The organism is Desulfolutivibrio sp. (assembly GCF_036584575.1).
Classification (GTDB): Bacteria; Desulfobacterota; Desulfovibrionia; order Desulfovibrionales; family Desulfovibrionaceae; genus Desulfolutivibrio.
This window is the reverse complement of sequence record NZ_JAZHDB010000154.1, coordinates 18,202-44,536: the sequence shown is the minus strand read 5'-3', so window position 1 is coordinate 44,536 and position 26,335 is coordinate 18,202. Positions and strand designations below refer to the sequence as shown.

Sequence of the window (26,335 nt, the reverse complement as noted above, 5' to 3'; positions counted from 1 at the left end):
ACGGCCGGGGGACAAAAAAACACAGGAGGCGCCATGAATGGACGTCGCAGCGCCACGGCGCTTATCGTCGCCGTCGGACTTTTTGTGCTCACGGCCGGGGGGCTTTTGGCCGCCGATCCGGTCATGCCGGAAATCACCGGCGCCGTGTGGATGAAATCCTCCCAGCAGGAAAAACTAGCCTTTTTGGTCGGCGCCAGCAGCGTGGTGGCCATCGAGCACCACATCGACCTCAAGGAGGCCGATGATCCCTCGAAGTTCACCGAGGGATGGGTGGCGGCCTTCAAGGACAAAAAATGGGCCGAAATCGTCGACAAGATCGACGCCTATTTCGCCGCCAATCCTGACAAGGGCGACAAGCTGGTCATGGATGTCGTGTGGAAAGAACTGATCCTGCCAACCATGGTGGCCAAGGGAGCGAAGCCGTGAAAAAAACCATCATTGTCACCGTATTGGTGCTGACGTTGGGATTTGTCGCCTGCACCAGAATGACGCCCACCCAGCAGGGGGCCTTAAGCGGCGCGGCGATTGGCGCGGCGGCCGGGGCCGGAATCAGCGCCATCGCCGGCGGCAACGCCGGGGTGGGGGCGCTTCTGGGCGGCGGACTTGGGGCCGTGGCCGGGACCGTCGTCGGCAGCCAGCAGGAACGCCGGTATTAACGAACAAAAACCCGGGCCTTGAGGCTGCCGACTACGCCATACGCTTCGAAAATCACGAGCCGGTCGCGGCCAAGCCCGCACCGTAAGCAAGGGATTTTCGTGCCTTTTTGCCCGGCGAAGAGGCCGCCGCTGGCGGCGGCGCAAAGCCCCGGTTTTCGACACCGGGGCTTTGTCATCCGTCTGGAAGCCCGGGTTTTGTTTTTCCGCAGCGAGGCGGGGAAATCTCCCTCGCAAAAACGGTTGGGAGGGGATCGTGACCCGGCGATTGCTTGTTTATGCCGCCATGGCGTGTCTTGTGTTTCTGGCCGTCCACCGGAATGTGCAGGCGGAGCCGATCCCGTTCGACGCCGATGACACCATCGACGAGATCAGGGAAAAAATCCGCCATAACGGCTACGCCTTCACCGTGGCCCCCAACCCGATCTTCAACCTCCCCCCGGCCGAGCGGCGCACATACCGCAGCCGCCGGGCCTCCCTCCCCCCCGCCGAAAACTCCCGCCTGGCGGCAAGCGCCGTCAGCGCCCTGCCCAAGAAGGCCCTGCCGTCGTCCTTTGACTGGCGCAGCTACAACGGGCATTCCTACATCGGGCCGATCAAGAACCAGGGCAGTTGCGGCTCCTGCTACGCCTTCGGGGCCGTGGCCGCAGCCGAAGGCGTCTACAACGTGGCCATGGGCCGCTATGACGCCAACGCCGCCGACTTCTCCGAATCCTTCATCGCCTGGTGCCTGGGACAATACGGCCCGTATTACGATCACTTCTCCGGATGCGACGGAGCGGACTACGACTATGCGGAGCTTTTGGCCCTGACCGTGGAGGGCGTCGCCTGGGAGGCCACCTTCCCGTATACGCCGACCGATCCGGGCAGTTGCACCCATATGAGCGACCCCGTTGTCAAGTTCGACAGCTGGGGCCGGTGCGGCTGCAACGACATCGACGCCATCAAGACCGCCATCATGACCTATGGCGTGGTGGATGTGGCCGTCTACGCCGACTCCGCCTTCGACGCCTATGCCGGCGGCATCTATGAAGACACCCTGACCACCTGCCCCGGCTCCCCCTGCGCCTACACCACCACCAACCACGCCGTGGCCCTGGTGGGCTGGAACGACAACGGGGATGCGGAAAATAACGGCTACTGGATCCTGCGCAACAGTTGGGGCTCCACCAACTGGGGCGAGGGCGGCTACATGCGCATCAAGTACACCTCGGCCCGGGTGGCCTGTTCCGTGGCCTATCTGACCTATACTGCTCCAGCCGACACGCCGGGCGCGGTCCCGGCCGTCAACAGCCTGCTTCTGGGGGAATAACGCCGCAGGATGTCGTCGCGGCGGCAGGGCGGCCCGTAGCGGCGCACGTACCGAAAAACGACGCGGGGGGGATCATGCGCATCATCCAGGAGTTCAAGGAGTTCGCGGCCCGGGGCAATGTGGTGGATCTGGCCGTGGGCCTGATCATGGGCGCGGCCTTCGGCAAGGTGGTTTCGTCTTTGGTGTCCGACATGCTCATGCCGCCCATCGGCCGGATCATGGGCAACATCGATTTCAGCAACCTGTTCGTGAACCTCTCGGATACGCCCGCCGCGTCCCTGGCCGAGGCCAAAAACCTGGGTCTGGCCACCGTCAACTACGGCATGTTCCTCAACACCGTCATCGACTTCCTCATCGTCTCCCTGGCCGTGTTCTTCCTGGTCAAGGTGGTCAACCGCCTGCGCGCCGCGCCAAAGGCCGCGCCGACCACCAAGGAATGCCCCTTCTGTCGCTCGGCCATTCCCCTGGCGGCCATCAAGTGCGGCCACTGCACCTCGGATCTGCCGCAGTGACCGGCAGGGGCGCAGGCCGCCCCCACCACCCGTCGCCGCGTTGCGTCCGCTTGCTGTGAAAAATATCTCCCGGAGCCCCCGTTATGCCCATGTCGTTTCTTGTGCGCAACGTGTCGCGTATCACGCCGCTGCCCGTCGGCGTGCTTGTGATACTCCTTCTGTCCGTCCCCCTCTTCGGGTGCGGCAGCGACCAAGCCCCTTCGACCGCCCTGCAGAACGGCCCGCAGCTCGCGAAAAACGATGCGGAAAGCGACACGGAAAGGCTCGCCAGGCTCTTGCAGAAAAAACGCGCCAAGCCGCCGAAGCGTTTCGACAAACCCAAGGAAGCCATGGTCTTTTTTGCCGAACGGCGCGCCCCTGTAGGAGAAACGGCCATCCCCGTCGAGCGGTACGTCGCCGCCCTGGAACACATGAAGGGCATGGACGTCTATTCCACCAAGCTAAACCGGCGCATCCCGGCGGCCAGAAAGGGCGACTTCCTGAATTCCCGCGAGGGGGTGCTGGGCCGGTGGACTGCGGTGGGGCCCGGCAACGTGGGCGGCCGGATCCGCTCCCTGGTCATCGACCCGGGCACGCCCGCCACCATGTACGCCGGCGGCGTGGCTGGCGGCGTCTGGAAGACCGTCGACTCGGGGACCACCTGGACGCCCCTGACCGATCTTTTGCCGAACCTGGCCGTATGCTCCCTGGCCATGGACCCGAAAAATTCCGCCATCCTCTACGCCGGGACCGGCGAGGGCTTCGGCAACTCCGACGCCGTGCGCGGCGCGGGCATCTTCAAGACCACAAGCGCCGGGGCCAGTTGGGCGCTGTTGCCCGCAACGGCCACGGAGGCGTTTTATTACGTCAACGACATCGTGACCAGCCCCAACGACTCGAACCGGGTCTACGCCGCCACCCGGCAGGGCCTCTACCTGTCCGCCGACGCCGGGACAAGCTGGACCCAGGTCCACGACGCCTCGGCCATCAGCGGCTGCACCGACCTGGCCGTAAGCGACAACGCCGGGACCGACCGGGTGTTCGCCGCCTGTGGCATGTGGACCACCTCGCCCACGGCGTACATCCTGCGCAGCACGAACAACGGCCAGAACTGGTCCCAGGTCTACACCCAGGCCTACATGGACCGCACCTCCCTGGCCATCGCCCCGTCCAATCCGGACATCATTTACGCCCTGGCCTCGAACAACAACACCACCACGGGTTACCTTTACACCAACGGCCTTCTGGCCGTGCTCAAGTCCATCGACGGCGGCACGACCTGGAATGCGGTCTACACCAACACCAACGACTGCACCGTCCCGGCCGACATGCTCCTGACCAACCCGCAAAGCGCCATGTGCCCCTGCACCACCAACCCGAACAATTTCGCCAACCAAGGCTGGTACGACAACGTCATCGCCGTGGACCCCAAAAATCCGAACATCGTCTGGGCGGGCGGCATCGACCTCTTTCGCTCGGACAACGGCGGCCAGACCTGGGGCATGGCCTCCTACTGGTGGACCAAGACCACCCGCCCCTATTACAACCACGCCGACCATCACGTCCTGGTTTTCCATCCCGCCTACGACGGCGCCGCCAACCAGACCCTCTACAGCGGCAACGACGGCGGCCTGGCCGTGACCGCCAACGCCCGGGCAGGCGTCACCCAGACGGTCTGCGACACCACAAGCCCCCCCCAGGTGGCCTGGACCAGCCTCAACAACGGCCTGTCCGTGACCCAGTACTACTACGGCGCGGTCTATCCCGGCGGCGGCACGTTTTTCGGCGGCGCCCAGGACAACGGCACCACCCGGGGAACCACGGCCGCCGGTCCCAACGCCTGGACCACGCTTTTGGGAGGCGACGGCGGGGCCGTGGCCGTCAACCCCGACGACACGAACATCCTCTACGGCGAATACACCAACCTCTCCATGGTCCGCTCCACGGACGGCGGGGCCAACTTCGAAGATTGCGTAAGCGGCATCACCGAAAAGGCCTCGGATTTCCCCTTCATCACCGTGTTCGCCATGGACCCGGGAAACCCGGACATCCTGTGGACCGGCAACAAGCACCCCTGGCGAACCGAAAACGGCGCGACACTTTGGACCAAGGCCGGGACGAAGCTCCCGGACGAGTCCTCCATCAGCGCCATGACCGTGGCCCCGGGCAATTCGAACCTGGCGGCCATCGGCACGAGCAAGGGCCACATCCTGATCACCACCAACGCCCTGTCGGCCACATCGGCCACCGTCTGGACGCACACCAAACCCGTCAGCGGAAACATCTCGTCCGTGGCCTTCGACCCGACCAACACCCAGACCCTCTACGCCACCTGCTCCAACTTCGGGCAGCATCATGTCGTCAAATCCGTCAATGGCGGCGCGACCTGGGCCGACATCTCCGGTTCCGGGACGTTGGGACTGCCCGACGTGCCGACCTTTGCCCTCATCGTGGACCCGAACGCACCTTCGCGGCTGTATGTGGGCACGGACCTGGGCGTGTTCGTGACCACCAATGGCGGCGCGTCCTGGGCGGTGGAGAACACCGGCTTCGCCAACGTGATTACGGAATCCCTGGTGCGCGACGCCCAAAGCGGACGGCTTTTCGCCTTCACCCATGGCCGGGGCGTCTGGAATGTGCCCCTGCCGGGCTCTGCGGCGTCCGTCCCGGCGGTGGCGCCGCTTCTGTTGGGCGACCAATAACCCAGGGCCTAGGCCCGGCCACCCGGAATCCGGCGCAGGGTGAGGACCGCATCCACGGTGTAGACCGCGACCCCGGCCCAGATGCAGCCGAAAGTCGCCGCCCGGGCCGAATCGAAGGGCTCGCCGTAGGCCAGAACCCCGAGCAGAAACATGCAGGTGGGCGCGATGTATTGCAAAATGCCCAGGCTAGTCAGGCGCAGCCGCCGGGCCGCGAAGGCGAAGGCCAGAAGCGGGGCCGCCGTGACCACGCCCGCGCACAGCAAAAGCGCATCCGTGGCCTGCCCCAGGTGCAGAAACGCCCCGCGCCCTTCCTGCCAAAGCCCCCACAGGTAGAACCCGGCCGGAACGCCCAGCACCGCCGTCTCAAAAAAAAGCCCGGGCAGGGACTCCACCCGCATCAGTTTGCGTAAAAGCCCGTAGACCCCGAACGTCCCGGCCAGGGCCAGGGCGATCCAGGGCAGGCGGCCATGGGCCGCCACGCTTATGCCCACCCCGATCACGGCCAGGGCCACGGCCATGGCCTGGAGGCGGCTTAGGCGCTCCCGGAAAAAAAGCGCCCCCAGCACCATGTTCACCAGGGGGTTGATGAAATAGCCCAGGCTGGCCTCCACCACATGTCCGGAATTGACCGCCTGGATGAAAAGCAACCAGTTGACGCCCAAAAGCAGGCCGCAGGAGGCCATGAGCAGCACGTCCCGGCGCCGGGACAACACCCGGCGCGCCTCGCCAAGACGCCCCATGGCCACCAGGGCCGCCCCGGCCGCCACCAGGGACCACACCAGGCGGTGGCACAGGATCTCCACCGGCGCCACGTCGGCCAGGGACTTCCAGTAGATGGGCAAAAGCCCCCAGGAGACGAAGGCGAAAAGGGCGGCGACGACGCCGGACAGGGAATGGGGAGCGGGCATGGCTGGATCCTTTGCGGCGGGGCCGGAAGCGGTCCTGGCCGGGCGCGGATCATGCCAAAGCCGGGGACGGTTGTGAAGCGCGGGGACGTGGGGCCGGGAGGACCGCCTGCTTCACCCGGAGGCCTCCGGACGGGCCTGTCTCTTTGCGGGCTGGCGTCCGGTCGCGTCATCAGGTAGGGAATGTCCGGCCATGCCAACGTCGGGGAGGAAGAAAGGGGATGCCCCGGGCAAGGGCCGCAGGCCAAAAGGACGCAGCAAAAAACCGTCCCGGAGGGGCCATCCCCCCCGGGCCGGTCGAAAAAGCACGGTGCGGGGCGTTGCGACTAGTGGTGGTCTTCCTGGCTGAACTGGCGGATGCGGTAGAAGGCCACGGCCACAATGATCGCCATGTAGATGTAGATGGCCGGAACGCCGTAGAAAGCCTGTTCGCTGGAATGCCCCATGTTGGTGATCAGTTCGCGTATGACGCTCATGGTCCGGTCTCCTTGTGGCCAGGATGTGAAGTTTCGCTCAAAGTCCGGTAAAATTCCTTCGAAACGCCGAAAAAGTCAAGCCCTTCTCCAGACGCGACCAACGCCCCGGGCGGCCTGCCGCCGGGAAATACGAGGAGATGCCCGCCGTGTTTGACGACAAACCCTTCACCTTCGACCGCGTGGTGCGCCTGGCCCTGACGGCCGGCCTAGCGTGGGCGGTCATCAGCCTCCTGGGATATCTCAGCGACGTGCTGGCCCCGTTTGCCGTGGCCCTGGTCCTGGCCTATCTCATGAGTCCCCTGGTGAACCTCCTGGAGCGGCGGCTCAAAAACCGCACGGTGGCGGTGATTGCCGCCCTGACAGGGGTGATCCTGGCCGCCGCGGGCCTGCTTTTGCTCGTGACCCCCATGATCCTTGGCGAGATGGGCCGCATGGGGCGGCTTTTGTCCGAATTCATGGACAATTCCGACCTGGCCCGGCGCGCCGCCGAACGCCTGCCCCCGGACATCTGGAAGGCCATCAAGGAGTTCGCCGCCCGGGACGACGTTCGGGGGTGGTTCGCCCAAAACGACGTGATGGGCCTTTTGCGCGAGGCCGCAAGCCGCATCCTGCCCGGGGTGTGGGGGGTCATCAGCGGCACGGCCGATGTGATTTTGGGGCTTGTCGGGGTGTTCCTCATCGGCCTGTATCTGGTTTTTCTGCTCTTTGACTACGGCAAGGTGCGGCACTGGCCCGACTACGTGCCCGAACGCCACCGCGAGACCGCCGTGGATTTCGTGTCGGATTTCACGGCCTACATGAACCGCTACTTCCGGGCCCAGGCCCTTCTGGCCTCGGCCGTGGGGGTGGTGTGCGCCGTGGGGTTTTCGCTCATCGGGCTGCCCCTGGCCATACCGCTGGGGCTCTTTGCCGGGGCCCTCAACATGGTGCCCTATCTCCAGCTTCTGGCCGTGCCCGTCGCGGTTCTGCTCGGGCTTCTACATTCTCTGGAAACCGACATGGGGTTTCCCACCGTCCTGGCCCTCATCGCCCTGGTCTTCATCGTGGCCCAGATCCTCCAGGACTGGATCCTCATGCCGCGCATCATGGGCAAGGCCATGGGGCTGTCGCCGGTGCTCATGCTTCTGTCCCTGTCGGTCTGGGGCAAACTTTTAGGCTTTCTGGGCCTGCTCATCGCCCTGCCCATGACCTGCCTGTGCCTGGCCTGGTACCGGCGGGCGGTTCCACCGCCCGGGCCGATGACGGCCGCCCGCCCTGGCGGGGACGTGTCCCGGCCATCGGGGGCTGCGAATCCTGAAAACAACAACTTGAAATGATTATTTTCCTTTAACAATACTGGCGTTATGGTGAGGCGGTGCAAAACGAGGGTCGCAACCGCCCGGACGGACATCCGTGATGTGCGGCAAGCCATAAGGATATACTCGTTTTTTCCTTGATAATACCGGCCTGTTTTTTAGAGACGCGCACCTGTTCCGCTGCACTTCGCAACGGCGCATTTTAAAAACACATTCCGTCCTTCCCCATCACGAATGTAAAGAGACGCTGCGAACCCGAAGCCCCAGCTATCCGGGTCTTCCGGAGAATCGCTCTCCGGACAATGCCTCGGCTTGTTCTTGCAGGACGATTCTGCTATTTATTCAACGGACAGGATATAATGCCATAACCTTTCCTGATTTCCTGTACTGGTGCAGACAACATGAATAGGGCCCTCCCCCATATCTCCAAGCCCCGGCGGAAATCGCTTCTAGCCGCTTTTTCGGTAGCCTTGGCGCTTTGCACCGTCTGGTTCTTTGCCGTTGACGCCTTCAAAGCCCGGGTGGTGGCCGAAAAACGCGACGAAATCAAAGCCCGGTGCGACATCCAGCATGTCGCCCTGGAATCCCTGCTCACCCGCCGCCTGACCCGCCTGGGCGGCCTGGCCGCCTATGTGGAGACCCAACTGCTCACGGGGCACACCCTTGATGAATTTCCTGTCTTCGCCTCGGGTCTGATCGGCGGCGATACGAGCATCCGCTCCCTGGCCATAGCCCCGAACGGCATCGTGGACATGGCCTTCCCACCCGAACAGCACCGGGTGCTCATCGGTCACGACCTGTCCAACGACCCGCGCCCCAAGGGCCGCGAGGATTATTACCTGGCCGTGGAATCCCGGAACATCGTGATCAGCGGCCCCTTCGAGTTGCTGCGCGGCGGGCTCGGGCTGGTGGCCCGCAAGGCCGTGTACCTGCACGGGGTCTACTGGGGCGTAGTCAACATCGCCCTGGACGTGCCGGACATCCTGGCTGAAGCCGGATTATCCCGGGACATGGATGGGGTGTCCCTGGCCCTGCGCGACGAGGACGGCCGGGTCTTTTTCGGCGACGACCGGATCTTTTCCGAGGATCCGGTGGTCATGCGCGTGGATCTCCCCGAGGGACATTGGGAACTGGCGGCCGTTTTGCACGGCGGGTGGGACACGGCTGTCTCCTTCCGCCTTTCGGTCTTTCAGATCGGCAGTCTGATCATCGTCTTTTTGCTGAGCCTTTTGACCTACTTCGTGGTCAACCGCCAGGAACGCCTGAGCGCGGCCGTGGCGGTCAAAACACGGGAGACCAACGCCGCCAACAGGGCGCTATTTCGCAGCAACCGGGCCTTAAAGACCTTAAGCGCCTGCAACCATGTGCTGCTTCGGGCCACAAGCGAGCAGGAACTTTTAGGCGACATGTGCCGGGCCATCGTGGAGGTCGGCGGCTATCATGCGGCCTGGGTGGGTCAGGCTGAAGACGATGCGGCAAAAACGGTCCTGCCCCTGGCCAGCGCCGGAATCGATCTTGAGGCGGTACGAAGCCTCGCCGTCGTGTGGGATGGCGAGCGCCCGCACGGCCGGGGGCCTGTGGGCCGGGCCATCCGGGAGAACCGAACCGTGGTCGTGGCGGACGCCGCCGCCGATCCTGGCATGGCGTCCTGGAGGGAGGACATCGGGCAGAATGGTCCGCTGTCCATCGTGTCCCTGCCGCTTCGCGACGATGCCGGGGTGTTCGGGGTGCTGTGCATCGACGCCCGGGGAGTGGGAGCCTTCGGGGACGACGAGATCCCGCTTCTGGAGGAACTGGCCGGGGACATGGCCCATGGCGTAAGCTATCTGCGGGCCCTGGGCGAACGGGAGCGGGCCAGGGTGGATCTGGCCCGGGAACGGGAGCAGGCCCGGCGCTATCTGGACATCGCCGGGGTGCTCATGGTCGGCCTGGACGTCTCCGGCCGGATCACCCTCATCAATCGCAAGGGACTGGAAATACTCGGCTATTCTGACGAGCGAGAGCTTCTCGGGAAGGATTGGATCGAGACCTGCATCCCGGACGAGGCCCGCCAACACCTGCGCGAAGTGATGGCCGGGATGCTGCACGGGTCAAGCGGGTTCCTGGACGTGTATGAGAATCAGGTGTTGCGCCGCGACGGTGGCCGCCGCGTCCTCTCCTGCCACAACACGGCCCTTTCCGACGAGGCCGGGGGTATTACGGGCCTTTTGTCCTCGGGGGAGGACATCACCGAACGCAAGGCCGCCGAGGACCGGCTGCACCGCGAACTGTCGGCCAACGTGGCCGTGGCCGCCATCTCCCGGGCGCTTTTAAACGTCGGGGCCTCCTTTACGGATCTCTCGAAAATCGTGCTTGGCGCGGCCCGACAGGTGACCGGCAGCCAGCACGGCTACGTGGGCGTCATCGACGAAAAAACCGGCAACCTGGCCAGCCTGACCCTGACGGAGATGCTCGAAGGCCAATGCAATCTGGCCGCCGACAAGGTGAAGACCGAATTTTCGCCCAACCCCGACGGCAGCTATCCCTGCCTGTGGGGGGTGACCCTCAACACCGGCAAGCCCCTGGTCGTGGATGATCCGGCCCGGCATCCCGCCTTCCGGGGGTTGCCCGGCGGACATGTCCCTCTTGAAAATTTCATGAGCGTCCCGGTGGTGACCGAAGGCCATATCCTGGGACAGATCGCCCTGGCCAACGCCCCGGGAGGCTATGGCGAACACGAGGTGCGCACCGTATCCCGCATGGCCGTGCTGCTCGGCCTGGCCATCGTGCGCAAACGCGACGAAAACGAACTGCACCGGGCCAAACGGCTGGCCGACGCGGCCAACGAGGCCAAGACCCAGTTTCTGGCCAACATGAGCCACGAACTGCGCACGCCCATCAACGGCATCATGGGCATGGTGCAACTGGCCCTGGCCGAGGAGCTGCCTGACGAGCAGCGGGAATTCTGGGAAATCGCCCGCGAATCCTCGGACAGGCTGATCCAGATCGTCAACAACCTGCTGGAGCTGGCCAGCATCGAGGCCGGGGCCCTGGAACCGGTGCTGCGCGGCTTTTCCCTGCGCGGCCTCATGGACTCCCTGGAACGTACCCACGGCGTGGCCGCAGCTTTCAAAGGGTTGCCCCTGCACTTCGACATCGCGCCGAACGTGCCCGACCAACTGGTGGGCGACGATTTTCGTCTGCGCCAGGTGATCAACATCCTGGTGGGCAACGCCCTGCGCCATACCCAGTCCGGATCGGTGCGGGTCGCCGTGGCCCCCCTGGAGACGGGACAGGCCCTGTCCGATGGGCTGGTGCGGGTAGCCGGGGACTTTTCCGGCGCCTGCCTGCTTTTTTCCGTGACCGACACCGGAGTCGGCATCCCGGCGGACAAGCACAAGGCCATCTTCGACAGCTTCACCCTGGCCGAGGAATACCTGACGAAGAAATACAGCGGCTCGGGGCTGGGCCTGTCCATCGCCAAAAGCGTGGTGGAGCTCCTAGGGGGGACCATCCGGGTGGAGAGCACGCCCGGGGAGGGCAGCACGTTTTTTTTCACTAGCGTGTTCTGGCCGTCGGGGGGCGAGACGGTCCCGGCGCAACCGGCCCCGGCCGCGCCTGCGTCCGAAGCCCCGGAACTGCCGCCGCTTCGCGTGCTGGTCGTGGAAGACGAGCCGGTCAACCGGATGGCCCTGGTCAAGTCCCTTTCGCGCCGGGGGCATACGCCCGTGGAGGCCGAAAATGGCCTGGAGGCGCTCAAGGCCCTGGGGCAGGCCCCCTTCGACCTGGTGCTCATGGATATCCAGATGCCGGTGATGGACGGCCTGGCGGCCACCCGGCACATCCGCAACGGCGAGGTGCCGGGGATAGACCGGAACATCCCGGTCGTCGCGCTCACGGCCTACGCCATGGAGAGCGACCGGGAGCGGTTCCTGGCCGTCGGCATGGACGGCTACGTGCCCAAGCCCTTCGAGATCGCAACCCTGCTTGCGGCCATGGGGCGGGCGATGGGACAAAAAAAACCCGGGGATCGGCCCCGGGAAATGGCGTAAAACGCGCCCCACCCTTCACGCCTCCCTTTGCCGATCCAGCCCCCGCAAATTCACCGCCTCGGCCAGATGCTCCACTCTGATGCCCTCGTCGCCATCCAGGTCGGCGATGGTCCGGGCGATGCGCAAGATCCGGGTATGCGACCGGGCCGAAAGCCCCAGCCGCCGCACCGCGCCTTCCAAAAACCGATGCCCCTCGTCGTCGATCTTGCAGCAGGCCGACAGGCGGCTCCCCACCAGTTCGGCGTTGACGTGGATGGCCGCATCGGCATAGCGCGCCGCCTGCCGCTCCCGGGCCGCCAAGACCCGCCCCCGCATGACCGTCGAATCCACGGTCGAGGCCTCCTGGCGCAGCTCCTTGTACGGCACGGCCGGAACCTCCACCTGCAGGTCGATGCGGTCCAGAAGCGGCCCGGACAGGCGTGAGCGGTAGCGCTGGATCTGCGGCGGCGAACAGGTGCATTCGTGGCGCGGGTCGCCCAGGTAGCCGCAGGGGCAGGGGTTGAGAGCGGCCACCAGCATGAAGTCGGCGGGATAGGTCAGGGACATGGCCGCCCGGGCGATGGTCACCTTGCCGTCCTCGAGGGGCTGGCGCAGCACCTCCAGTACGGATTTCTTGAATTCCGGCAGTTCGTCCAGAAACAGCACGCCCTTGTGGGCCATGGACACCTCGCCCGGCCGGGGGTGGCTGCCGCCGCCGATGAGCCCCGCGTCGGAGATGGTGTGGTGCGGCGAGCGGAAGGGCCGGGCCTCGACCAAGGCGGCCTGGCGGGGAAGCTGCCCGGCCACGCTGTAGATCTTGGTGACCTCCAGGGCCTCGTCGAAACGCAAGGGGGGCAAAACCGTGGGGATGCGCTTGGCCAGCATGGTCTTGCCGCTGCCCGGCGGTCCCACGAAAAGCAGGTTGTGGCCGCCTGCGGCGGCGATCTCCACGGCCCGCTTGGCATGCTGCTGGCCCTTGACCTCGGAGAAGTCCACCTGGAAGTCCCCGGGCGCGGGGCCGGGATCGGTTTCGGGCAGGGGTTCGGGGGAAAGGGTCGTCTGGCCGCTTAAAAACTCCACGGCCTCACGCAGGGTCGACAGGCCGTAGACCGGCAGGTCGCGGACCACGGCGGCCTCCCGGGCGTTGTCCCGGGGCACCAGGATGCCCCTGGCCCCCATCTCCCGGGCCCGGACGGCCATGGACAGGATGCCGGGCACGGGTTTGAGCTCGCCGGACAGGGACAGCTCACCGGCCAGAAAAAGGTTCTCGGCCCCCTCGGGGGGCAGGATTCCGGCCGCGGCCAGAAGGGCTGCAGCCAGGGGCAGGTCGTAGGCGCTGCCCTCCTTGCGCATGTCGGCCGGGGCCAGATTGACGGTGATGCGCGCCGCCGGGAGCTTGAAGCCGCTGTTTTTGAGCGCCGCCAGCACCCGTTCCTTGCTCTCGCGCACCGCGCCCTCGGCCAGTCCGACCATGGCGAAGGACGGAAGTCCCTGCCGGGCCAGGTCCACCTCCAACTCGACCGGAAAGGCGTCGATGCCCAAAAGCGCGGCGGTGGCGACGTGGACCGGCATGGCGTCACTTCACCAACATGCCTATCCGGTCGAAGCGCACATTGGGGATGCCGTTCCAGGACCAGTAGATGATCCAGGCCTTGCCCTTGATCTTGTCCCGGTCCACGAAGCCCCAGAAGCGGGAGTCGTAGGATTCGTCGCGGTTGTCGCCCATGCAGAAATACTTGTTCTCGGGCACGGTGACCGGTCCGAAATTATCCCGACGGGGGGTGATGCGTGGGTCGGTGTGGCGGACGTAGGGCTCGGTGAGCTTTTCGCCGTTGCGATAGACCTCTTTGTCCTTGATCTCGATGACATCGCCGGGGGCGCCGATGATGCGCTTGATGAAGTCCTTGTCCGGGTCTTCGGGGAATTCGAAGACGATGATGTCGCCGTGCTTGGGCTCCTCCACATCGAAGAGCGTGGTCCCGGTGAACGGCATCTTCACGCCGTAAAGGAACTTGTTGACCAGAAGGTGGTCGCCGATCTGCAGGGTCTCCAGCATGGACCCCGAGGGGATCTTGAAGGCCTGGACCACGAAGGTGCGGATGACCAGGGCCAGGACCAGGGCCACGGCCAGGGCCTCAATGTATTCGAGAAGCGTTTTCTGCCATCTGGGGTTCATGCGTTTTCCTTTTGCTTGCGCCGGGCGTCGCCCCCGTATCCCGCAGGGTGGAGACTGGGCCGTTTCCGGGACGTGTCGAAACGACTGGCCGGGCCGCGCCGCCCATGCGGCATGGCGACGGGCTGGGTCAGGAGTCGTCCCCGGCCTTGAGGGCGGCCAAAAAGGCCTCCTGGGGAATCTCCACGTTGCCCATCCGCTTCATGCGGCGCTTGCCTTCCTTCTGTTTTTCCAAAAGCTTGCGCTTGCGCGTGATGTCGCCGCCGTAGCACTTGGCGATGACGTTTTTGCGTAGCGGCGAATTGCGCTCCCGGGCGATGATCTTGGTGCCGATGGCGGCCTGGATGATGACCTCGAAGAGCTGCCGGGGGATGCTCCGCTTGAGCCGCAGGGCCAACGCCCGCCCGTAATGGTAGGACTTGTCCCGGTGTACGATGGTGGCCAGGGCGTCCACGGGGTCGCCGTTGATCATGATGTCCAGGCGCACCAAATCCGAGGCCCGGTGGTCGATGATCTCGTAGTCGAGCGACGCATAGCCCTTGGTGGCGGATTTTAAGCGATCGAAGAAGTCGTAGACGATCTCGGCGAAGGGCATCTCGTAGGTGATGATCACCCGGGTGGAGGTCAGGTACTTGATGTCCTTCTGGATGCCGCGCTTTTCCTCGCACAGCTTGAACACGCCGCCCACGTAGTCGTTGGGGGTGTGGATCTCCATGCGCACGAAGGGCTCGGACAGGGTGGCGATCTCCTGGGACTTGGGCAGCCTGCTCGGGTTGTCGATGAAAAGGACCGTGCCGTCGGTCTTGTCCACCTTGTAGATGACCGAGGGCGCGGTGGCGATGAGGATGGCCCCGAATTCCCGCTCCAGGCGCTCCTGGATGATCTCCATGTGCAAAAGGCCCAAAAACCCGCACCGAAAACCGAAGCCCAGGGCCTGGGAGGTCTCGGGTTCGTAGCTGAAGGCCGCGTCGTTTAACTGGAGCTTTTCCAGGGCGGACTTCAAGATCTCGTATTCCGCCGCCTCCACGGGATACAGCCCGCAAAAGACCATGGGCTTGACTTCCTTGAAGCCAGGCAGCGGGGCGGGGGCCGGATTCTGGGCTCCGGTGATGGTGTCGCCCACCCGCGCGTCGCGCAGGTTCTTCATGTTGGCGCACAGATATCCCACCTCGCCCGGCCCCATGGAGGGGATGTCCAACGGCCCGGGGGAAAAGGCCCCCAGCCGGGTGACCTCATAGACCGCGTTCGTGGAAAAGATGCGGATCTTCTGGCCCATGGCGATGCCGCCGTGCATGATCCGAAACAGCACCACCACGCCCTGGTAAGAGTCGTACCAGGAATCGAAGATGAGCGCCTGAAGGGGGGCGTCGGCGTCGCCCTTGGGCGGCGGCACCTGGGCGATGATGCGTTCCAGCACCTCGGGCACGCCCATGCCGGTCTTGGCGCTCACGGCCAGGGCGTCGTGGCAGTCGAGCCCGATGCCCTCCTCGATCTGGGCCTTGACCCCCTCGACATCGGCGCTTTGCAGGTCGATCTTGTTTAAGACCGGGACCACTTCCAGGTCGTGGTCCAGCGCCAGATAGACGTTGGCCAGGGTCTGGGCCTCCACGCCCTGGGTGGCGTCCACCACCAACAGCGCGCCCTCGCAGGCCGACAGGCTGCGCGAGACCTCGTAGCTGAAGTCCACGTGGCCGGGGGTGTCGATGAGGTTTAGGATGTAGTTTTTGCCGTCGGCAGCCTTGTAGGGGATGCGTACGGTCTGGGCCTTGATGGTGATGCCGCGTTCCCGTTCCAGGTCCATGCGGTCCAGGTATTGATCGCGCATGTCCCGGGAGGTCAAAAGTCCGGTGACTTCAAGGATGCGGTCGGCAAGGGTGGACTTGCCGTGATCGATGTGGGCGATGATGCTGAAATTGCGAATGACCGACGTATCCATCTGACTCCGGGGGGTGGTGGCGGCCAGACCGCGTTGTTGGCGTGGCGTGAAAGGTCGGTCTGGCACATAATGGAAGCGCGGCGCGGCGTCAATGCGCCGAGGGACGCCCGGCTAGGTCCGGGCCATCTCGCGCCGGGCGGCCCGGCCCCTTCCCTGGACTCGCCATGCGCGGCCGAAAGGGGTACAACGCGGTCCTTTAGCAGGGGAAACGGCGCGCCAGCGCCCTCCCCGCCTCAGTTTTCATGCCAGGGAGGATGTACGGTGCAAAGCGTCAATCCGGCCACGGGGCAGCTCATCCGGGACTACCCCGAACACGGCCCGGCCGAGTGTGCGGCCATCCTGGACGACGTCGTAACCGCCGCCAGGGATTTTTCCCGGACCACCTTCGCCGGGCGCGCCCGGTGCATGACCGCCTTAGCCGAACTGCTCATCGCCGAGGCCCCGGGGCACGCCCGGCTCATCACCCTGGAAATGGGCAAACTTTTGCGCGAGGCCGAGGCCGAGGTCAAAAAATGCGCCCAGGTCTGCCTCTACTACGCGCAACACGCCGAGGCCATCCTATCCCCCACGCCGGTACGATCAGCCGTGGCTGAGTCCTGCGTCAGCTTCGAGCCTCTGGGGACGATCCTTGGCATCATGCCCTGGAACTTCCCCTTCTGGCAGGCCATCCGCTTCGCGGCCCCGGCCGTCATGGCCGGCAACGCCGTGGTCCTCAAGCACGCCCCCAATGTCTGCGGCTGCGCCCTGGCCGTGGAGGATTTGTTCCGCCGGGCCGGGTTCCCGGAAAATGTCTTCCGGGCGCTTTTCATCCCGCTTGACCTCGTGGAATCGGTCATCGCCCATCCGGGGGTGCGCGGGGTGAGCCTGACGGGCAGCGTCCGGGCCGGACGATCCGTGGCCGCCCTGGCGGGCAGGCACCTGAAAAAAAGCGTGCTGGAGCTTGGCGGCTCGGACCCGTGCATCGTGTTGGCCGACGCGGATCTTTCCGCCGCCGCCCGCACCGGGGCCGCCGCCAGGCTCCAGGGCTGCGGCCAGGTGTGCATCGCCTCCAAGCGGTTCATCGTGGAGCGTCCGGCGGCCGAGCAGTTCACCGAACTCCTGGTCGCGGCCATGTCCCGCTACACGCCCGGCGACCCTTTTGATCCGGCCACGACGCTTGGCCCCATGGCCCGGGAGGATCTGCGGCAGTCCCTTACGGCCCAGATCGGGACATGCCTGGACATGGGCGCCCGGCTGCTCCTGGGCGGCCATGCCGTGGAAGGGCCGGGATTCTATCATGAACCCACGCTTCTCGCCGACGTGACACCGGGCATGCCCGCCTACGCCGAGGAGCTGTTCGGCCCGGCCGCGGCCCTGTTCGTGGCCGATGATGCGCAGCACGCCCTGTTTCTGGCCAACGACACGCCCTACGGCCTGGGCGCGGGCGTCTGGACGGCGGATGTGGAGCGGGCCCGGGCCATGGCCCGGCATATCGAGGCCGGAACCGTGACCATCAACGGCATGACCAAGTCGGAACCGGCCCTGCCGTTCGGCGGGGTGAAAAATTCCGGCTACGGCCGGGAGTTGTCGGAATTCGGCATCCGTGAATTCGTGAACATCAAGACCCTGCGGGTCTTTTAAAGGAATGGGGACGCATGAACGAGGACACGGGAAAGGCCATCGCCGCCGCCGAGGCGGAGCTGGCCGGGTTTGCGGCCGAGAAAAAGGCCGTGGAGGAACGCATCCGGGAGCTTAGGGCCCGGGAGGATCTCAAAAACGGGATCTATTTTCCCAAGGAGATCTTCGAGGCCCAGCAGGACAAGCTGCGCCTGGAGACGGAGATGCTTTTGCGCCAAAACGCCGTCAAACGCCTGCGCCTGGGCGTGGACGGCTAGGGGCGCGCCAAAAAACGCCCGGCGCCTTCGCGGCCTGGCCCCTTTCACACCACGCTATCGCTGCAACAGATAGTAAAGCCTGGGCGTATGGAACCCCTTGCGGGCGACCGGCAGGGGCAGTTTGGGCACGGCGGCGGACAGGGCGGCATGGACCCCGGTCTCCAGGGTATGCCACAGCCCCTTGGGCGGCTGGTAGGCGGCGTAAAACACCTCGCCCTTGCTGTCGATCTCGGCCTTGAGCCGGGCGGCCAACTCCTCGGGATACAACACGTCGTCCACCAGCCCCAGCTCCTTAGCCCGCCTGCCGCTCCAGACCTCGCCCGTGCCCAGCTTTTCACGCACCTGCGCAACCGGGATCTTCCGGCTCTGGGCCACCTCGGCCACGAACGCCTCCATGCTCTCCCGGACGTCCCGGGCCAGAAGGGTCTCCTCGGCCGGGGTGGGCTCCCGAAAGGGGTTGCCCATATCCTTGAATTCGCCGCTTTTATAGACCTTCATGTTCACGCCCAGGGTGTCCGTGGCCAGCTTGCGGAAATTGAGCAGCTCGATGATCACCCCGATGCTGCCCACCTCGGCGTTTTTGGCCGCGAACACCTTGTCTGCGGCACAGGCCGCGTAATAGCCGCCAGAGGCCAGGACGAAGCTGGAATAGAAATACAGGGGGATCTCTTCCCGGGTCTTAAACGTGGCCAGGATGTTGCGGATCTCGTCCGAGGCCGCCACCTCGCCGCCCGGGGTCTCGAAGCGGATCACCAGCCCGGACAGGCCCCCTTCCGCGCGCATGACCGACAGGGCGTCGCGCACCACGTCCGGGGTCACCACCGAGCCCGGGCCCGACAACACGTCGGCGTCGGCGAAGCTGGCGATGGTCCCGGAAAGGTCCACCAGCCCCACCACCGAATCGTCCGCCCCGATGTCCTCCCAGGCCACCTCCTCGAAGTCGGCGTCAAGATAAGCCACATGCCCCTTGTCCGTGAAGCTGTCGGTCTCGAAGGCCGCAAAAGCCGCAAAGAGCACAAGGCCCCAGAACAGCACGCGCAGGGCCAGACGCAGATAGTCCAGGGGGCCGCTGACCAGCCGGACCTTGACGGTGCGGGGGGCGGGGGCGGGGGAACCGGGAATCATGGCATACCTCGTTGTCGGGCCGGACGCGCCAGAAAGGCCCGGCCATGTTGGCGGTTACAGGATGAAGACGTCCGGAATGCGCCCTGTGTCGCGCTGCGGGGCAAACGCGGCGTCGGGCGGCCCTATCCCAGATAATAATAGCCCACGGCCACGATGATGATGGTGGCGGCCCGGAAGGCCTGGTTCCAGGCGATGAGCCGGACGGCCATGGCCGGTTTGAAGATGCCCGCATAGTAGGGGAACTGGTGGCGGAAGGCGCGCATGGGCGTGGACAGCACGTTGCCCACGAGAAGGGCCATGACCACCTGCTTGACGTCCAGGTCGCCCGCGCCGAGCAGGGCCCCGGCGGCGGCCAGCCCGGCCGTGAATTCGGCGGCCATGTGGAAGATGACGATGCTTATGGCCTGGGGCGACAGCCAGGGCATGCCCCCCAGGTGTTCGGACACGAATTTTTCCAGATAGCCGAAAAAGCCGTGGGTGCTCAAAAAGTGAATGCCCACATAGGTGGGGATGGTGAACAGCGCGATGGTTTTGATGCGGCGCTTGAAGCGGGCCCAGCTTTTTTTCAGGGCGCTTTGCAGCGTCACCCGGTCCTCGCCCAGATGGCAGACCAGGCAGCCCTCGGGCAGGGGCGGCAGGAGCAGGCGGCCCACGAAAAGGATGCCGATGGTGCGCAGGATGGCGGCCAGAAGGGTCAACCCCACGTAGAGAAAGGCGGCCGAGCCCAGAAAGGGCACGGTGATGAAAAACATGTTGGGCAGGTGCAGGAAATAGGTGGGCAGGCTGTTGAACAGATTGGCCAGGACCAGCTCGCGCGGGGTGAGGCGCTTTTCGGCATAGGCCTCGGCGAGCATGGTGTTGGCGGCCATGCCGGAAAAAAAGCCCATGGAGAAGCTGGCCCCCACCACGTCCTTCATGTGCCCCACGCGGATGAGCGGGGCGGCGAAACGGGCCATGAAGCGGGTCCAGTTGAGGGCCTCGATGAGGTTGGCCACCAAAAGGCCCACGGACAACGACAGCAGCAGACGGGTCAGGGGCCACACCAACGTGCGCCACAGTTCGGCCATATCCATGACCTGGGCTCATATACCGGCGGCGTCCGGCGCGCCAGGGGAATCTGCCGGGGCCGTTGGGCAGGCCCTTCCCCCGGACGCTCCCTCGCGTTTGCAAAAATCGCGGAGATTGAGGCGGTTGCGCCCTTTTCCCGGCGGCCACGGGTTCGCGTCCGGGGCAGGTGCTCGGCCCTGGAGGCGGACGGCGGCCGGGAGGCGTCGGGCGCGGCCGCACATTTTCCAATGGACGTGGAGAATGGATTTGATTAAGCATTCACCTCGGCCGGGCACGGGATGGATGGCCGCGCGGAACGAGCCCTTGACAGAGGGCGGGCATGGGATTAGGAAGCCTGTTTCCGCGTGGGCCGTTAACTCAGGCGGTAGAGTATCTGCCTTTTAAGCAGAGAGTCGCTGGTTCGATCCCAGCACGGCCCACCATATGCGTCCCCATCGTCTAGTGGCCTAGGACACCGGCCTCTCACGCCGGGAACACCGGTTCAAACCCGGTTGGGGACGCCATAGAAATTCAAGGGCTTACAGCAAAAACGGCTGTAGGCCCTTTTTCGTTCCCAACGCCCTTTCCACCCCCGCGAACACTCCGCACAGAAAAGCGCCCGCCACGCGGCGACCGTTGCGTGTGCGAAACCGCGAAAGAAAGGCCAGGCCTCCCAACGGAAGACCCGGACAAACCTCCGAAAAACAGCACGGCCCGCAATCCAGGCCTGTGACCGACGCCGCAAGCCGGGTCATGGCCTCACGGCGAAGCGCAGGATTGGCTCGGCAAGCAGCCCGGGCCGCGACCCGGGCTGCGGGTTACGCGACGCTACGGGCATGGGACACGCCCCGGCAGGGGAAACGTGGCGCCCCGGGGGGCATGATCGTGGGAACGACGTGCGCATTGAGCCCTGGTCCATCCGCCCATCGGGCAGTGTTGACGCAGGGGGCCGGGCTGCCTATTTGATATCCTCGTCTTCCCCATATCACGATTGCAGAGGTGTTCATGGCGCGCATGCTTCCACTTCTCTTGGCGCTCTTTCTTTTCGGCTGCGACAACACCGACATCGGATTGATGGCGGACGCGGCCCTGGACACGGTCAAAGCCGCCACCCTGACCAATGAGCAAGTCAACCAGATATCCCGCCGCGCCGCGCTGGCCGCAGATGGAGAACACCGCGTCGCACCGGCCGAAAACGGTTACGACCAGCGGCTTCGGCGCCTTGTCGCCGGGCACGCGACACGGGACGGGCGGGATTTCAACTTCAAGGCCTACCTGACCGAGGTTCCCAACGCCTTCGCCCTGGCCGACGGCAGCATCAGGATCAACAGCGCCCTGATGGACCTCATGACCGACGAGGAGCTGCTCTTTATCCTCGGCCATGAAATGGGGCATGTGGTGAAAAACCATTCGCGGAAAAAGCTGATGCTGGCCTTGTCCACGAGCGCCTTGCGCAAGGGCCTCGCCGCCCAGGACAATGAGGTCGGCCAAGTCGCCGCGTCCATGATCGGCGCTTTTTCCGAGCAGTTGGCCAACGCCCAGTTTTCCCAGCATGAGGAACGCCAGGCCGACAGCTACGGGGTGGCCTTTCTCGAAGACATCGGGCTCGACAAGTCCGCCGCAGTGTCATCGCTGAACAAGCTGGCCGCCCTCGCCGGGCAGCATACGTTTCTTTCCAGCCATCCCCACCCGGAGGCGCGGGCCAGACGGTTGCTCGCCGCGAAATCAGCCGAACCGGAAGAAATGCCGACCGGCGACAACCCGGACGCCTCCCTCTTCGACAAAACCATGGCCATCCTGACGTCGCTTTGGAGCCAAGTTCTCGCCGTGCTGCAGCACTTCGAATAAAAGAACCGGATGGCGGGATCCCCTGCGGCTAAACGGACTGTCGGAACACCCCGCATCGACCGCCTCTTCAACCTTCGGGCGGAGAGCCCGGCGGATATCGCGCGCCACGCATCCGGATATGCCCCGGCGCACGGCTCTCTTGCTGCAATCCCTGGCGGGCGAGGCATCTGACCATTCCCCAAAATCTGTTCGGTACGAAGCGTCCTTATTCGGCTAAAGCGTCGCAAAAAGAGCAGGGAAACGCGTTTCCGCTGAGGAGAGAGACACCCGCAGGCATACCGGCCCGTTGGGAGTGTCTGAGGCCAGAATGCCGTCGGCCAGCAAGGCGGCCAGAAGGTCACGCGCAGTACGCTCCCTGAGGCCGGTGATCGCCGAGACTTCTCCCCTGGCGACCTGGCCGAGCATCGCCACCTGCGCCAGAACCCGGAAGGCCTCGGGCCGAACCCCCTTCAAACGCACGTACGCGTCAAGCCTTTCCTGGAAGGTGTCGAGTTCGAACATCCCGGTTATAGAGGTGATCTGGTCGATGCAGACTTCCAGGAACCAATCGATGAACTCGCTGCGCGCCGATGAGCGACCCCTTACTGGCGAACGCGGGGATGCGGGCAAAGCCGGACATGAGTCCGGACACAAAACGGAGCGGCCGTCGCCCCGGCAGCCCCTCTGGCGCGCGCTCGACCAAGCTATATGCTGGGGTGACCTCGACCGGGGCATCCCGCTCCCACGCCGGGAACACCGGTTCAAACCCGGTTGGGGACGCCATAAAAATTCAAGGGCTTACAGCAAAAACGGCTGTAGGCCCTTTTCATTCCCGACACGGTTCCCCACACGCACGCCAGCCCTTCCAAAAACCGCCTCCCGGACAGGTCGGCCCGTGACCCGCCCGGGCGGCGTCGAGGCCGCAGCCTCATGCGCGTGCCCCGCGCCGATCCCTGGGGCGGCGGGCGCGTTCCCCCGCCGTTTTTCGCATGCGGACAATCTCGTGGCGACGGATGATTTCCTCACGCCAGGGCATTTGCTTCGGGCCCGATTCAGGACACAATGACGCCCATACGGAGGGGAAAAGCCATGTGCGGCATTTGCGGAGAACTGCGCCTGGACGGGCGTGACGTCCGGGAAACCGACATCCTGGCCATGCGCGACGCCCTGCGCCATCGCGGCCCGGACGACGCCGGAATCCTGATCGACGGCCCTATCGGCCTGGGGCATCGCCGCCTGTCCATCATCGACCTTTCGCCCCTGGGCCATCAGCCCATGGTCAGCGCCGACGGCCGGTTCGCCATCGTCTTCAACGGCGAGATCTACAATCACCGGGACATCCGGCGCGAGTTGGAATCCAGGGGCGTGGCCTTCCGGGGCGGCTCGGATACGGAGGTGGCGGTCAACGCCGCCGCGGTCTTCGGGCCGCTTTTGGCCGTGCCCCGCTTTCTGGGCATGTTCGCCCTGGCCCTGTGGGATTTCCAGGAGAAGACGCTTTTTCTTTGCCGGGACCGGGTGGGGGTCAAACCCCTGTACGTCAGCCGCCGCCCCGGGGCCTGCCTGTTCGGCTCGGAAATGCGCGCCTTCATGGCCCGCCGGGATTTCACCCCGAACATCGACCGCCGGGCCCTGTTCCGCTATTTCCGCACCGGCTATTTCGAAGGGCCGGACACGGTGTTTGGCGGCGTGAAAAAGCTTCCCCCCGGCGTGCTGGCCACGATCCGGGCCGACGGATCCTACCGGGAGACCCGGTATTTCGACATCGGCGCCGCCGTCCGGGGCTCCTACCGGGGAAGCTACGCCCAGGCCGGGGAGGAACTGGCCGAATTGTGCCGGGACGCCTTTGCCCTGCGCCTGGTGTCCGACGTGCCCGTGGGCATGTTCCTCTCGGGCGGGGTGGACTCCTCCCTGGTCTCGGCCGTGCTCAAAAAGGACGTGGGCGCGGACATCACCCACTTCACCATCGGTTTTGCCGAACGCCGCCACAACGAGACGGCCAAGGCCGAGGCCCTGGCCAAAAGCCTGGGGGTGCCCCACAAGGTGCTCGTTTTGACCCCGGAGGCGGCCCGGGAGGCCATGCTCGACTTCTGCGAGATCTACGACGAGCCCTTCGGCGACGCCTCGGGCATCCCCACGGCCATCCTGTCCCGCTTCGCCCGGGAGCACGTCAAGGTGGCGCTGTCGGCGGACGGCGGGGACGAGCAGTTCTGCGGCTATACCGGCTACGGGCGCTATCCCCGGCTTTTCCAGGCCTTGCAGCCCATCCCCGGGCTGGTGCGCCGGGCCCTGGCCCGGGGCCTGCGCGCCCTGCCCTGGGAACGCCTGGCCGACGCCCGCCTGCTGGGGGCCAGCCGCACGGCCCTGTCCCCGGATCGGGCCGCCCGGTTGGGGCGGTTCCTCGACCTGCTTGAGATCCGCGATCCCCGGGGCCTGGTCGATCTCTACGCCGCCCGGGGCCTTCCGGAACAGACCGTGAGCCGCCTGCTCGGCATGCCGCCGCCAGCGGCCGATCCCTTCCCGCCGCTTGATGTCCCGGACCCCGCGGCCCCCCCGGACCCCACGGACGCCGCCGGGCTCGCCGACTGGCTCATGCGCCGGGACTTCGCCTTCTGGCTGCCCGAGGACATCCTGCTCAAGGTGGACCGGGCCTCCATGGCCGCCTCCCTGGAATGCCGCGATCCGCTTTTGGACCACCGCATCGCCGAGATGGCCTTCAGCCTGCCCATGGAGTTTCTCGTCAAGGGCGGGCAGGACAAGCGCATCCTGCGCGACCTCCTGCGCCGCCGCGTCCCGGGGGGGCTGGCCGACCAGCCCAAGCAGGGTTTCGAGATCCCCCTGGCCGCCTGGCTGCGCGGCCCCCACGCCCCCCTGGTCCGGGACGTCCTTGGCCGGGAGAACCTCACGCGCGTAGGCGTCCTGGACCCGGACGAGGCGGGGCGGATCAGGGACCGCTTTTTCGCCGGGGAGGGGCTCTATACCCAGCCGGTCTGGCTGCTGCTCAATTTCCAGATGTGGGCCGCCCGCTGGCTGGGCCGGGGTGAGGCGGACGGAACGTCGCCCCCGGTCGGCCGGAGGCTTCAGGACGCGGCACGTGGCGGGACGGAAGCGGCATGAGGATCGTGTGTTGCAACAAATATTTTTTCCTCAATGGCGGAACCGAGCACTACCTGTTTCGCATCCTGGAGCGCCTGCCGCAGTTCGGCTGCCAGGCCGTGCCGTTTTCCGTGGCCTACGCCGGAAGCCGCCCCTCGCCCTATGCCCCGTATTTCCTGCCGCCGCCGGGCGACCCCGGCCAGACCCACTTCAACACCCTGTCCCGGGGGGTGGGGGCCGTGGCCAGACTGCCCCGGCTGGTGGGCCGGGCCGTGTGGTCCTTTGAGGCCAAACGCGCCCTGCACCGCCTGCTGGACGCCCTGGGCGAGGTGGATGTCGGCTACATCCTCAACATCTACAACTACATGTCCCCAAGCGTCATCGCCGCCTTCAAGGAACGCGGCATCCCCGTGGCCATGCGCCTGGGGGACTACCACTTGTTGTGCCTGAACTATCAACTGCTCTACAAAAACCAGCCCTGCGAACGGTGCGTGGCCGGGGCCTATTTCAACGGCGTGATCCGGCGCTGCGTCAAGGGCAGCCTCCCGGCCTCCCTGGTGCGCGGCGCGGCCATGTATGTCCACCGCCTGCTTGGCGTCTACGACATGGTGGACGCCTTCGTGGCCCCCTGCGGGTTCATGCGCGAAAAACTGATCCAGGGCGGCTTCCCGGAGAAAAAAATCCATGTCATCCGCCAGGGCGTCACGACCGATGTCCCTCCTGCCTCGGGCGAAAAGGGGAACTTCATCCTGTATTTCGGACGCCTGAGCCCGGAAAAGGGGCTGGACCTGCTCCTTGAGGCCTACCAGAACCTGGCCCCGGACGTGGACCTGATCCTGGCCGGCCGGGGCGTCGGCGGCTACCAGGACCAGTTGCAGCGTCTGGTCCGGCCCGGCTTTACGCAGCGCATCCATTTCGCCGGGTTCGTGCAGGGTCCGGCCCTGTCCGGGTTGATCGACAAGGCCCTGCTCAGCGTCACCCCCAGCCTGTGGTACGACAACGCCCCCCTGTCCGTGCTGGAAAGCGCCATGCACGGCGTCCCGGTCCTGGCCGCGCGCATCGGCGGCATCCCCGAACTGGTCGAGGACGGGGTCACGGGCCTGCTGTTTGCGCCTGCCTCGGCGGCCGACCTGGCGGACAAGCTTTGCCGCATGCTGGCCGACCGGTCGGCCCTGGCGGCCATGGGCCAGGCGGCCCGGGAACGGGCCCTGGGACAGGGCTCCCTGGACGACCACATAACGAAACTCACCGCCTTGTTCCGCTCGCTTGGCCCCTGCTGAACCCGTCCCGGGCATCGCCCCGCCCGCTGACCTGCCTGTTCGTCCATTCGCCCGGCCCGTCCGTCCGGCCCGTCCGGCCATTCGCCCGTTCTGCCCGCCCGGCCCTGTGGGCAGGCGCATCCCTCGTGGTGTTCCC

General features: G+C 65.6%; 20 protein-coding genes and 2 tRNA genes. 14 read left to right on the top strand and 8 right to left on the bottom strand.

The features are described 5' to 3' along the window. Nucleotides 1-33: 33 nt before the first annotated feature. The 5 genes from V3572_RS11540 to V3572_RS11520 all read left to right on the top strand — a co-directional run bounded on the left by V3572_RS11540 (nucleotide 34) and on the right by V3572_RS11520 (nucleotide 5,158). Nucleotides 34-426 carry a hypothetical protein gene (locus V3572_RS11540; RefSeq protein ID WP_332111144.1) on the top strand — a complete coding sequence of 131 codons (393 nt, stop codon included), beginning with the start codon at nucleotides 34-36 and terminating at the stop codon, nucleotides 424-426. Continuing rightward, the gene (locus tag V3572_RS11535) at nucleotides 423-656 is read left to right on the top strand and encodes a glycine zipper domain-containing protein (protein WP_332111143.1); all 234 of its coding nucleotides are present in this window, start codon (nucleotides 423-425) and stop codon (nucleotides 654-656) included. Before V3572_RS11540 ends, V3572_RS11535 begins: the two co-directional genes overlap by 4 nt. Nucleotides 657-909: 253 nt before the next feature. After that, nucleotides 910-1,965, top strand: a complete 1,056-nt coding sequence (locus V3572_RS11530; protein WP_332111142.1) for a C1 family peptidase — start codon at nucleotides 910-912, stop codon at nucleotides 1,963-1,965. A gap of 74 nt (nucleotides 1,966-2,039) precedes the next feature. Then, nucleotides 2,040-2,477, top strand: a complete 438-nt coding sequence (gene mscL / locus V3572_RS11525) for a large-conductance mechanosensitive channel protein MscL (protein ID WP_332111141.1) — start codon at nucleotides 2,040-2,042, stop codon at nucleotides 2,475-2,477. A gap of 83 nt (nucleotides 2,478-2,560) precedes the next feature. Next, on the top strand, nucleotides 2,561-5,158 hold the full coding sequence (locus V3572_RS11520; RefSeq protein WP_332111140.1) for a WD40/YVTN/BNR-like repeat-containing protein: 2,598 nt from the start codon (nucleotides 2,561-2,563) through the stop codon (nucleotides 5,156-5,158). An 8-nt stretch (nucleotides 5,159-5,166) separates the two neighbouring features. Here the strand turns inward: V3572_RS11520 and rarD are convergent, their stop codons facing one another. After that, entirely contained in the window at nucleotides 5,167-6,066 is a 900-nt protein-coding gene (gene rarD / locus V3572_RS11515) for an EamA family transporter RarD (protein WP_332111139.1), read from the bottom strand. 323 nt (nucleotides 6,067-6,389) lie between these two features. Continuing rightward, nucleotides 6,390-6,539, bottom strand: a complete 150-nt coding sequence (locus tag V3572_RS11510) for a hypothetical protein (RefSeq protein ID WP_170304572.1) — start codon at nucleotides 6,537-6,539, stop codon at nucleotides 6,390-6,392. Nucleotides 6,540-6,685: 146 nt separating this feature from the next. On the opposite strand from V3572_RS11510, the gene V3572_RS11505 reads away from it, so the two are divergent. Together V3572_RS11505 and V3572_RS11500 are read left to right on the top strand one after the other, a co-directional pair. Next, nucleotides 6,686-7,855 (top strand): AI-2E family transporter, encoded by a 1,170-nt coding sequence (locus tag V3572_RS11505; protein WP_332111138.1) that lies wholly within the window; start codon nucleotides 6,686-6,688, stop codon nucleotides 7,853-7,855. Between the two features lie 380 nt (nucleotides 7,856-8,235). Continuing rightward, complete coding sequence (locus V3572_RS11500; RefSeq protein WP_332111137.1) at nucleotides 8,236-11,865, top strand: GAF domain-containing protein; 3,630 nt, start codon at nucleotides 8,236-8,238, stop codon at nucleotides 11,863-11,865. 15 nt (nucleotides 11,866-11,880) lie between these two features. Here the strand turns inward: V3572_RS11500 and V3572_RS11495 are convergent, their stop codons facing one another. The 3 genes from V3572_RS11495 to lepA all read right to left on the bottom strand — a co-directional run bounded on the left by V3572_RS11495 (nucleotide 11,881) and on the right by lepA (nucleotide 15,953). Continuing rightward, nucleotides 11,881-13,416: a YifB family Mg chelatase-like AAA ATPase gene (locus V3572_RS11495; RefSeq protein WP_332111136.1), complete on the bottom strand. Its 1,536-nt coding sequence runs from the start codon at nucleotides 13,414-13,416 to the stop codon at nucleotides 11,881-11,883. A gap of 4 nt (nucleotides 13,417-13,420) precedes the next feature. Further along, nucleotides 13,421-14,020 (bottom strand): signal peptidase I, encoded by a 600-nt coding sequence (lepB, locus tag V3572_RS11490; RefSeq protein WP_332111135.1) that lies wholly within the window; start codon nucleotides 14,018-14,020, stop codon nucleotides 13,421-13,423. Nucleotides 14,021-14,147: 127 nt separating this feature from the next. Continuing rightward, nucleotides 14,148-15,953, bottom strand: a complete 1,806-nt coding sequence (gene lepA / locus V3572_RS11485) for a translation elongation factor 4 (RefSeq protein ID WP_332111134.1) — start codon at nucleotides 15,951-15,953, stop codon at nucleotides 14,148-14,150. A 261-nt stretch (nucleotides 15,954-16,214) separates the two neighbouring features. On the opposite strand from lepA, the gene V3572_RS11480 reads away from it, so the two are divergent. Beyond that, a complete protein-coding gene (locus tag V3572_RS11480) occupies nucleotides 16,215-17,573 on the top strand; it encodes an NAD-dependent succinate-semialdehyde dehydrogenase (protein WP_332111133.1) in 1,359 nt (452 codons plus the stop codon). A gap of 14 nt (nucleotides 17,574-17,587) precedes the next feature. Further along, nucleotides 17,588-17,827, top strand: a complete 240-nt coding sequence (locus tag V3572_RS11475; RefSeq protein WP_332111132.1) for a hypothetical protein — start codon at nucleotides 17,588-17,590, stop codon at nucleotides 17,825-17,827. A gap of 54 nt (nucleotides 17,828-17,881) precedes the next feature. On the opposite strand, the gene sppA is transcribed toward V3572_RS11475, so the two are convergent. Both sppA and V3572_RS11465 read right to left on the bottom strand, forming a co-directional pair. Beyond that, nucleotides 17,882-18,952: a signal peptide peptidase SppA gene (gene sppA, locus V3572_RS11470; protein ID WP_332111131.1), complete on the bottom strand. Its 1,071-nt coding sequence runs from the start codon at nucleotides 18,950-18,952 to the stop codon at nucleotides 17,882-17,884. Nucleotides 18,953-19,074: 122 nt separating this feature from the next. Further along, nucleotides 19,075-20,025, bottom strand: coding sequence for a hypothetical protein (locus V3572_RS11465; RefSeq protein ID WP_332111130.1), 951 nt, complete (start codon nucleotides 20,023-20,025; stop codon nucleotides 19,075-19,077). Between the two features lie 341 nt (nucleotides 20,026-20,366). Here V3572_RS11465 and V3572_RS11460 point away from each other — a divergent pair. From V3572_RS11460 to V3572_RS11450, 3 genes are all read left to right on the top strand, one after another. Beyond that, nucleotides 20,367-20,442, top strand: a tRNA-Lys gene (locus V3572_RS11460). 5 nt (nucleotides 20,443-20,447) lie between these two features. Beyond that, nucleotides 20,448-20,523: transfer RNA gene (locus V3572_RS11455), tRNA-Glu, on the top strand. Nucleotides 20,524-21,013: 490 nt separating this feature from the next. Further along, the gene (locus V3572_RS11450) at nucleotides 21,014-21,847 is read left to right on the top strand and encodes a M48 family metalloprotease (protein ID WP_332111129.1); all 834 of its coding nucleotides are present in this window, start codon (nucleotides 21,014-21,016) and stop codon (nucleotides 21,845-21,847) included. 213 nt (nucleotides 21,848-22,060) lie between these two features. Here the strand turns inward: V3572_RS11450 and V3572_RS11445 are convergent, their stop codons facing one another. Beyond that, nucleotides 22,061-22,456: a hypothetical protein gene (locus V3572_RS11445; protein ID WP_332111128.1), complete on the bottom strand. Its 396-nt coding sequence runs from the start codon at nucleotides 22,454-22,456 to the stop codon at nucleotides 22,061-22,063. A 459-nt stretch (nucleotides 22,457-22,915) separates the two neighbouring features. Between V3572_RS11445 and asnB the strand changes: the two genes are divergently transcribed. Together asnB and V3572_RS11435 are read left to right on the top strand one after the other, a co-directional pair. Further along, nucleotides 22,916-24,940 (top strand): asparagine synthase (glutamine-hydrolyzing), encoded by a 2,025-nt coding sequence (asnB, locus tag V3572_RS11440; protein WP_332111127.1) that lies wholly within the window; start codon nucleotides 22,916-22,918, stop codon nucleotides 24,938-24,940. Next, complete coding sequence (locus tag V3572_RS11435; RefSeq protein ID WP_332111126.1) at nucleotides 24,937-26,199, top strand: glycosyltransferase; 1,263 nt, start codon at nucleotides 24,937-24,939, stop codon at nucleotides 26,197-26,199. The genes asnB and V3572_RS11435 overlap by 4 nt, the downstream gene beginning before the upstream one ends. Nucleotides 26,200-26,335 lie beyond the last annotated feature (136 nt).

Bases quoted from the DNA above. Each gene is read 5' to 3' on its own strand.
- V3572_RS11475 (WP_332111132.1), top strand. From the start codon at position 17,588: ATGAACGAGGACACGGGAAAGGCCATCGCCGCCGCCGAGGCGGAGCTG.
- mscL (WP_332111141.1), top strand. From the start codon at position 2,040: ATGCGCATCATCCAGGAGTTCAAGGAGTTCGCGGCCCGGGGCAATGTG.
- V3572_RS11510 (WP_170304572.1), bottom strand. From the start codon at position 6,539: ATGAGCGTCATACGCGAACTGATCACCAACATGGGGCATTCCAGCGAA.
- asnB (WP_332111127.1), top strand. From the start codon at position 22,916: ATGTGCGGCATTTGCGGAGAACTGCGCCTGGACGGGCGTGACGTCCGG.
- V3572_RS11450 (WP_332111129.1), top strand. From the start codon at position 21,014: ATGCTTCCACTTCTCTTGGCGCTCTTTCTTTTCGGCTGCGACAACACC.
- lepA (WP_332111134.1), bottom strand. From the start codon at position 15,953: ATGGATACGTCGGTCATTCGCAATTTCAGCATCATCGCCCACATCGAT.
- V3572_RS11495 (WP_332111136.1), bottom strand. From the start codon at position 13,416: ATGCCGGTCCACGTCGCCACCGCCGCGCTTTTGGGCATCGACGCCTTT.
- V3572_RS11435 (WP_332111126.1), top strand. From the start codon at position 24,937: ATGAGGATCGTGTGTTGCAACAAATATTTTTTCCTCAATGGCGGAACC.
- V3572_RS11465 (WP_332111130.1), bottom strand. From the start codon at position 20,025: ATGGATATGGCCGAACTGTGGCGCACGTTGGTGTGGCCCCTGACCCGT.
- V3572_RS11520 (WP_332111140.1), top strand. From the start codon at position 2,561: ATGCCCATGTCGTTTCTTGTGCGCAACGTGTCGCGTATCACGCCGCTG.
- V3572_RS11500 (WP_332111137.1), top strand. From the start codon at position 8,236: ATGAATAGGGCCCTCCCCCATATCTCCAAGCCCCGGCGGAAATCGCTT.
- V3572_RS11540 (WP_332111144.1), top strand. From the start codon at position 34: ATGAATGGACGTCGCAGCGCCACGGCGCTTATCGTCGCCGTCGGACTT.
- rarD (WP_332111139.1), bottom strand. From the start codon at position 6,066: ATGCCCGCTCCCCATTCCCTGTCCGGCGTCGTCGCCGCCCTTTTCGCC.
- lepB (WP_332111135.1), bottom strand. From the start codon at position 14,020: ATGAACCCCAGATGGCAGAAAACGCTTCTCGAATACATTGAGGCCCTG.
- sppA (WP_332111131.1), bottom strand. From the start codon at position 18,952: ATGATTCCCGGTTCCCCCGCCCCCGCCCCCCGCACCGTCAAGGTCCGG.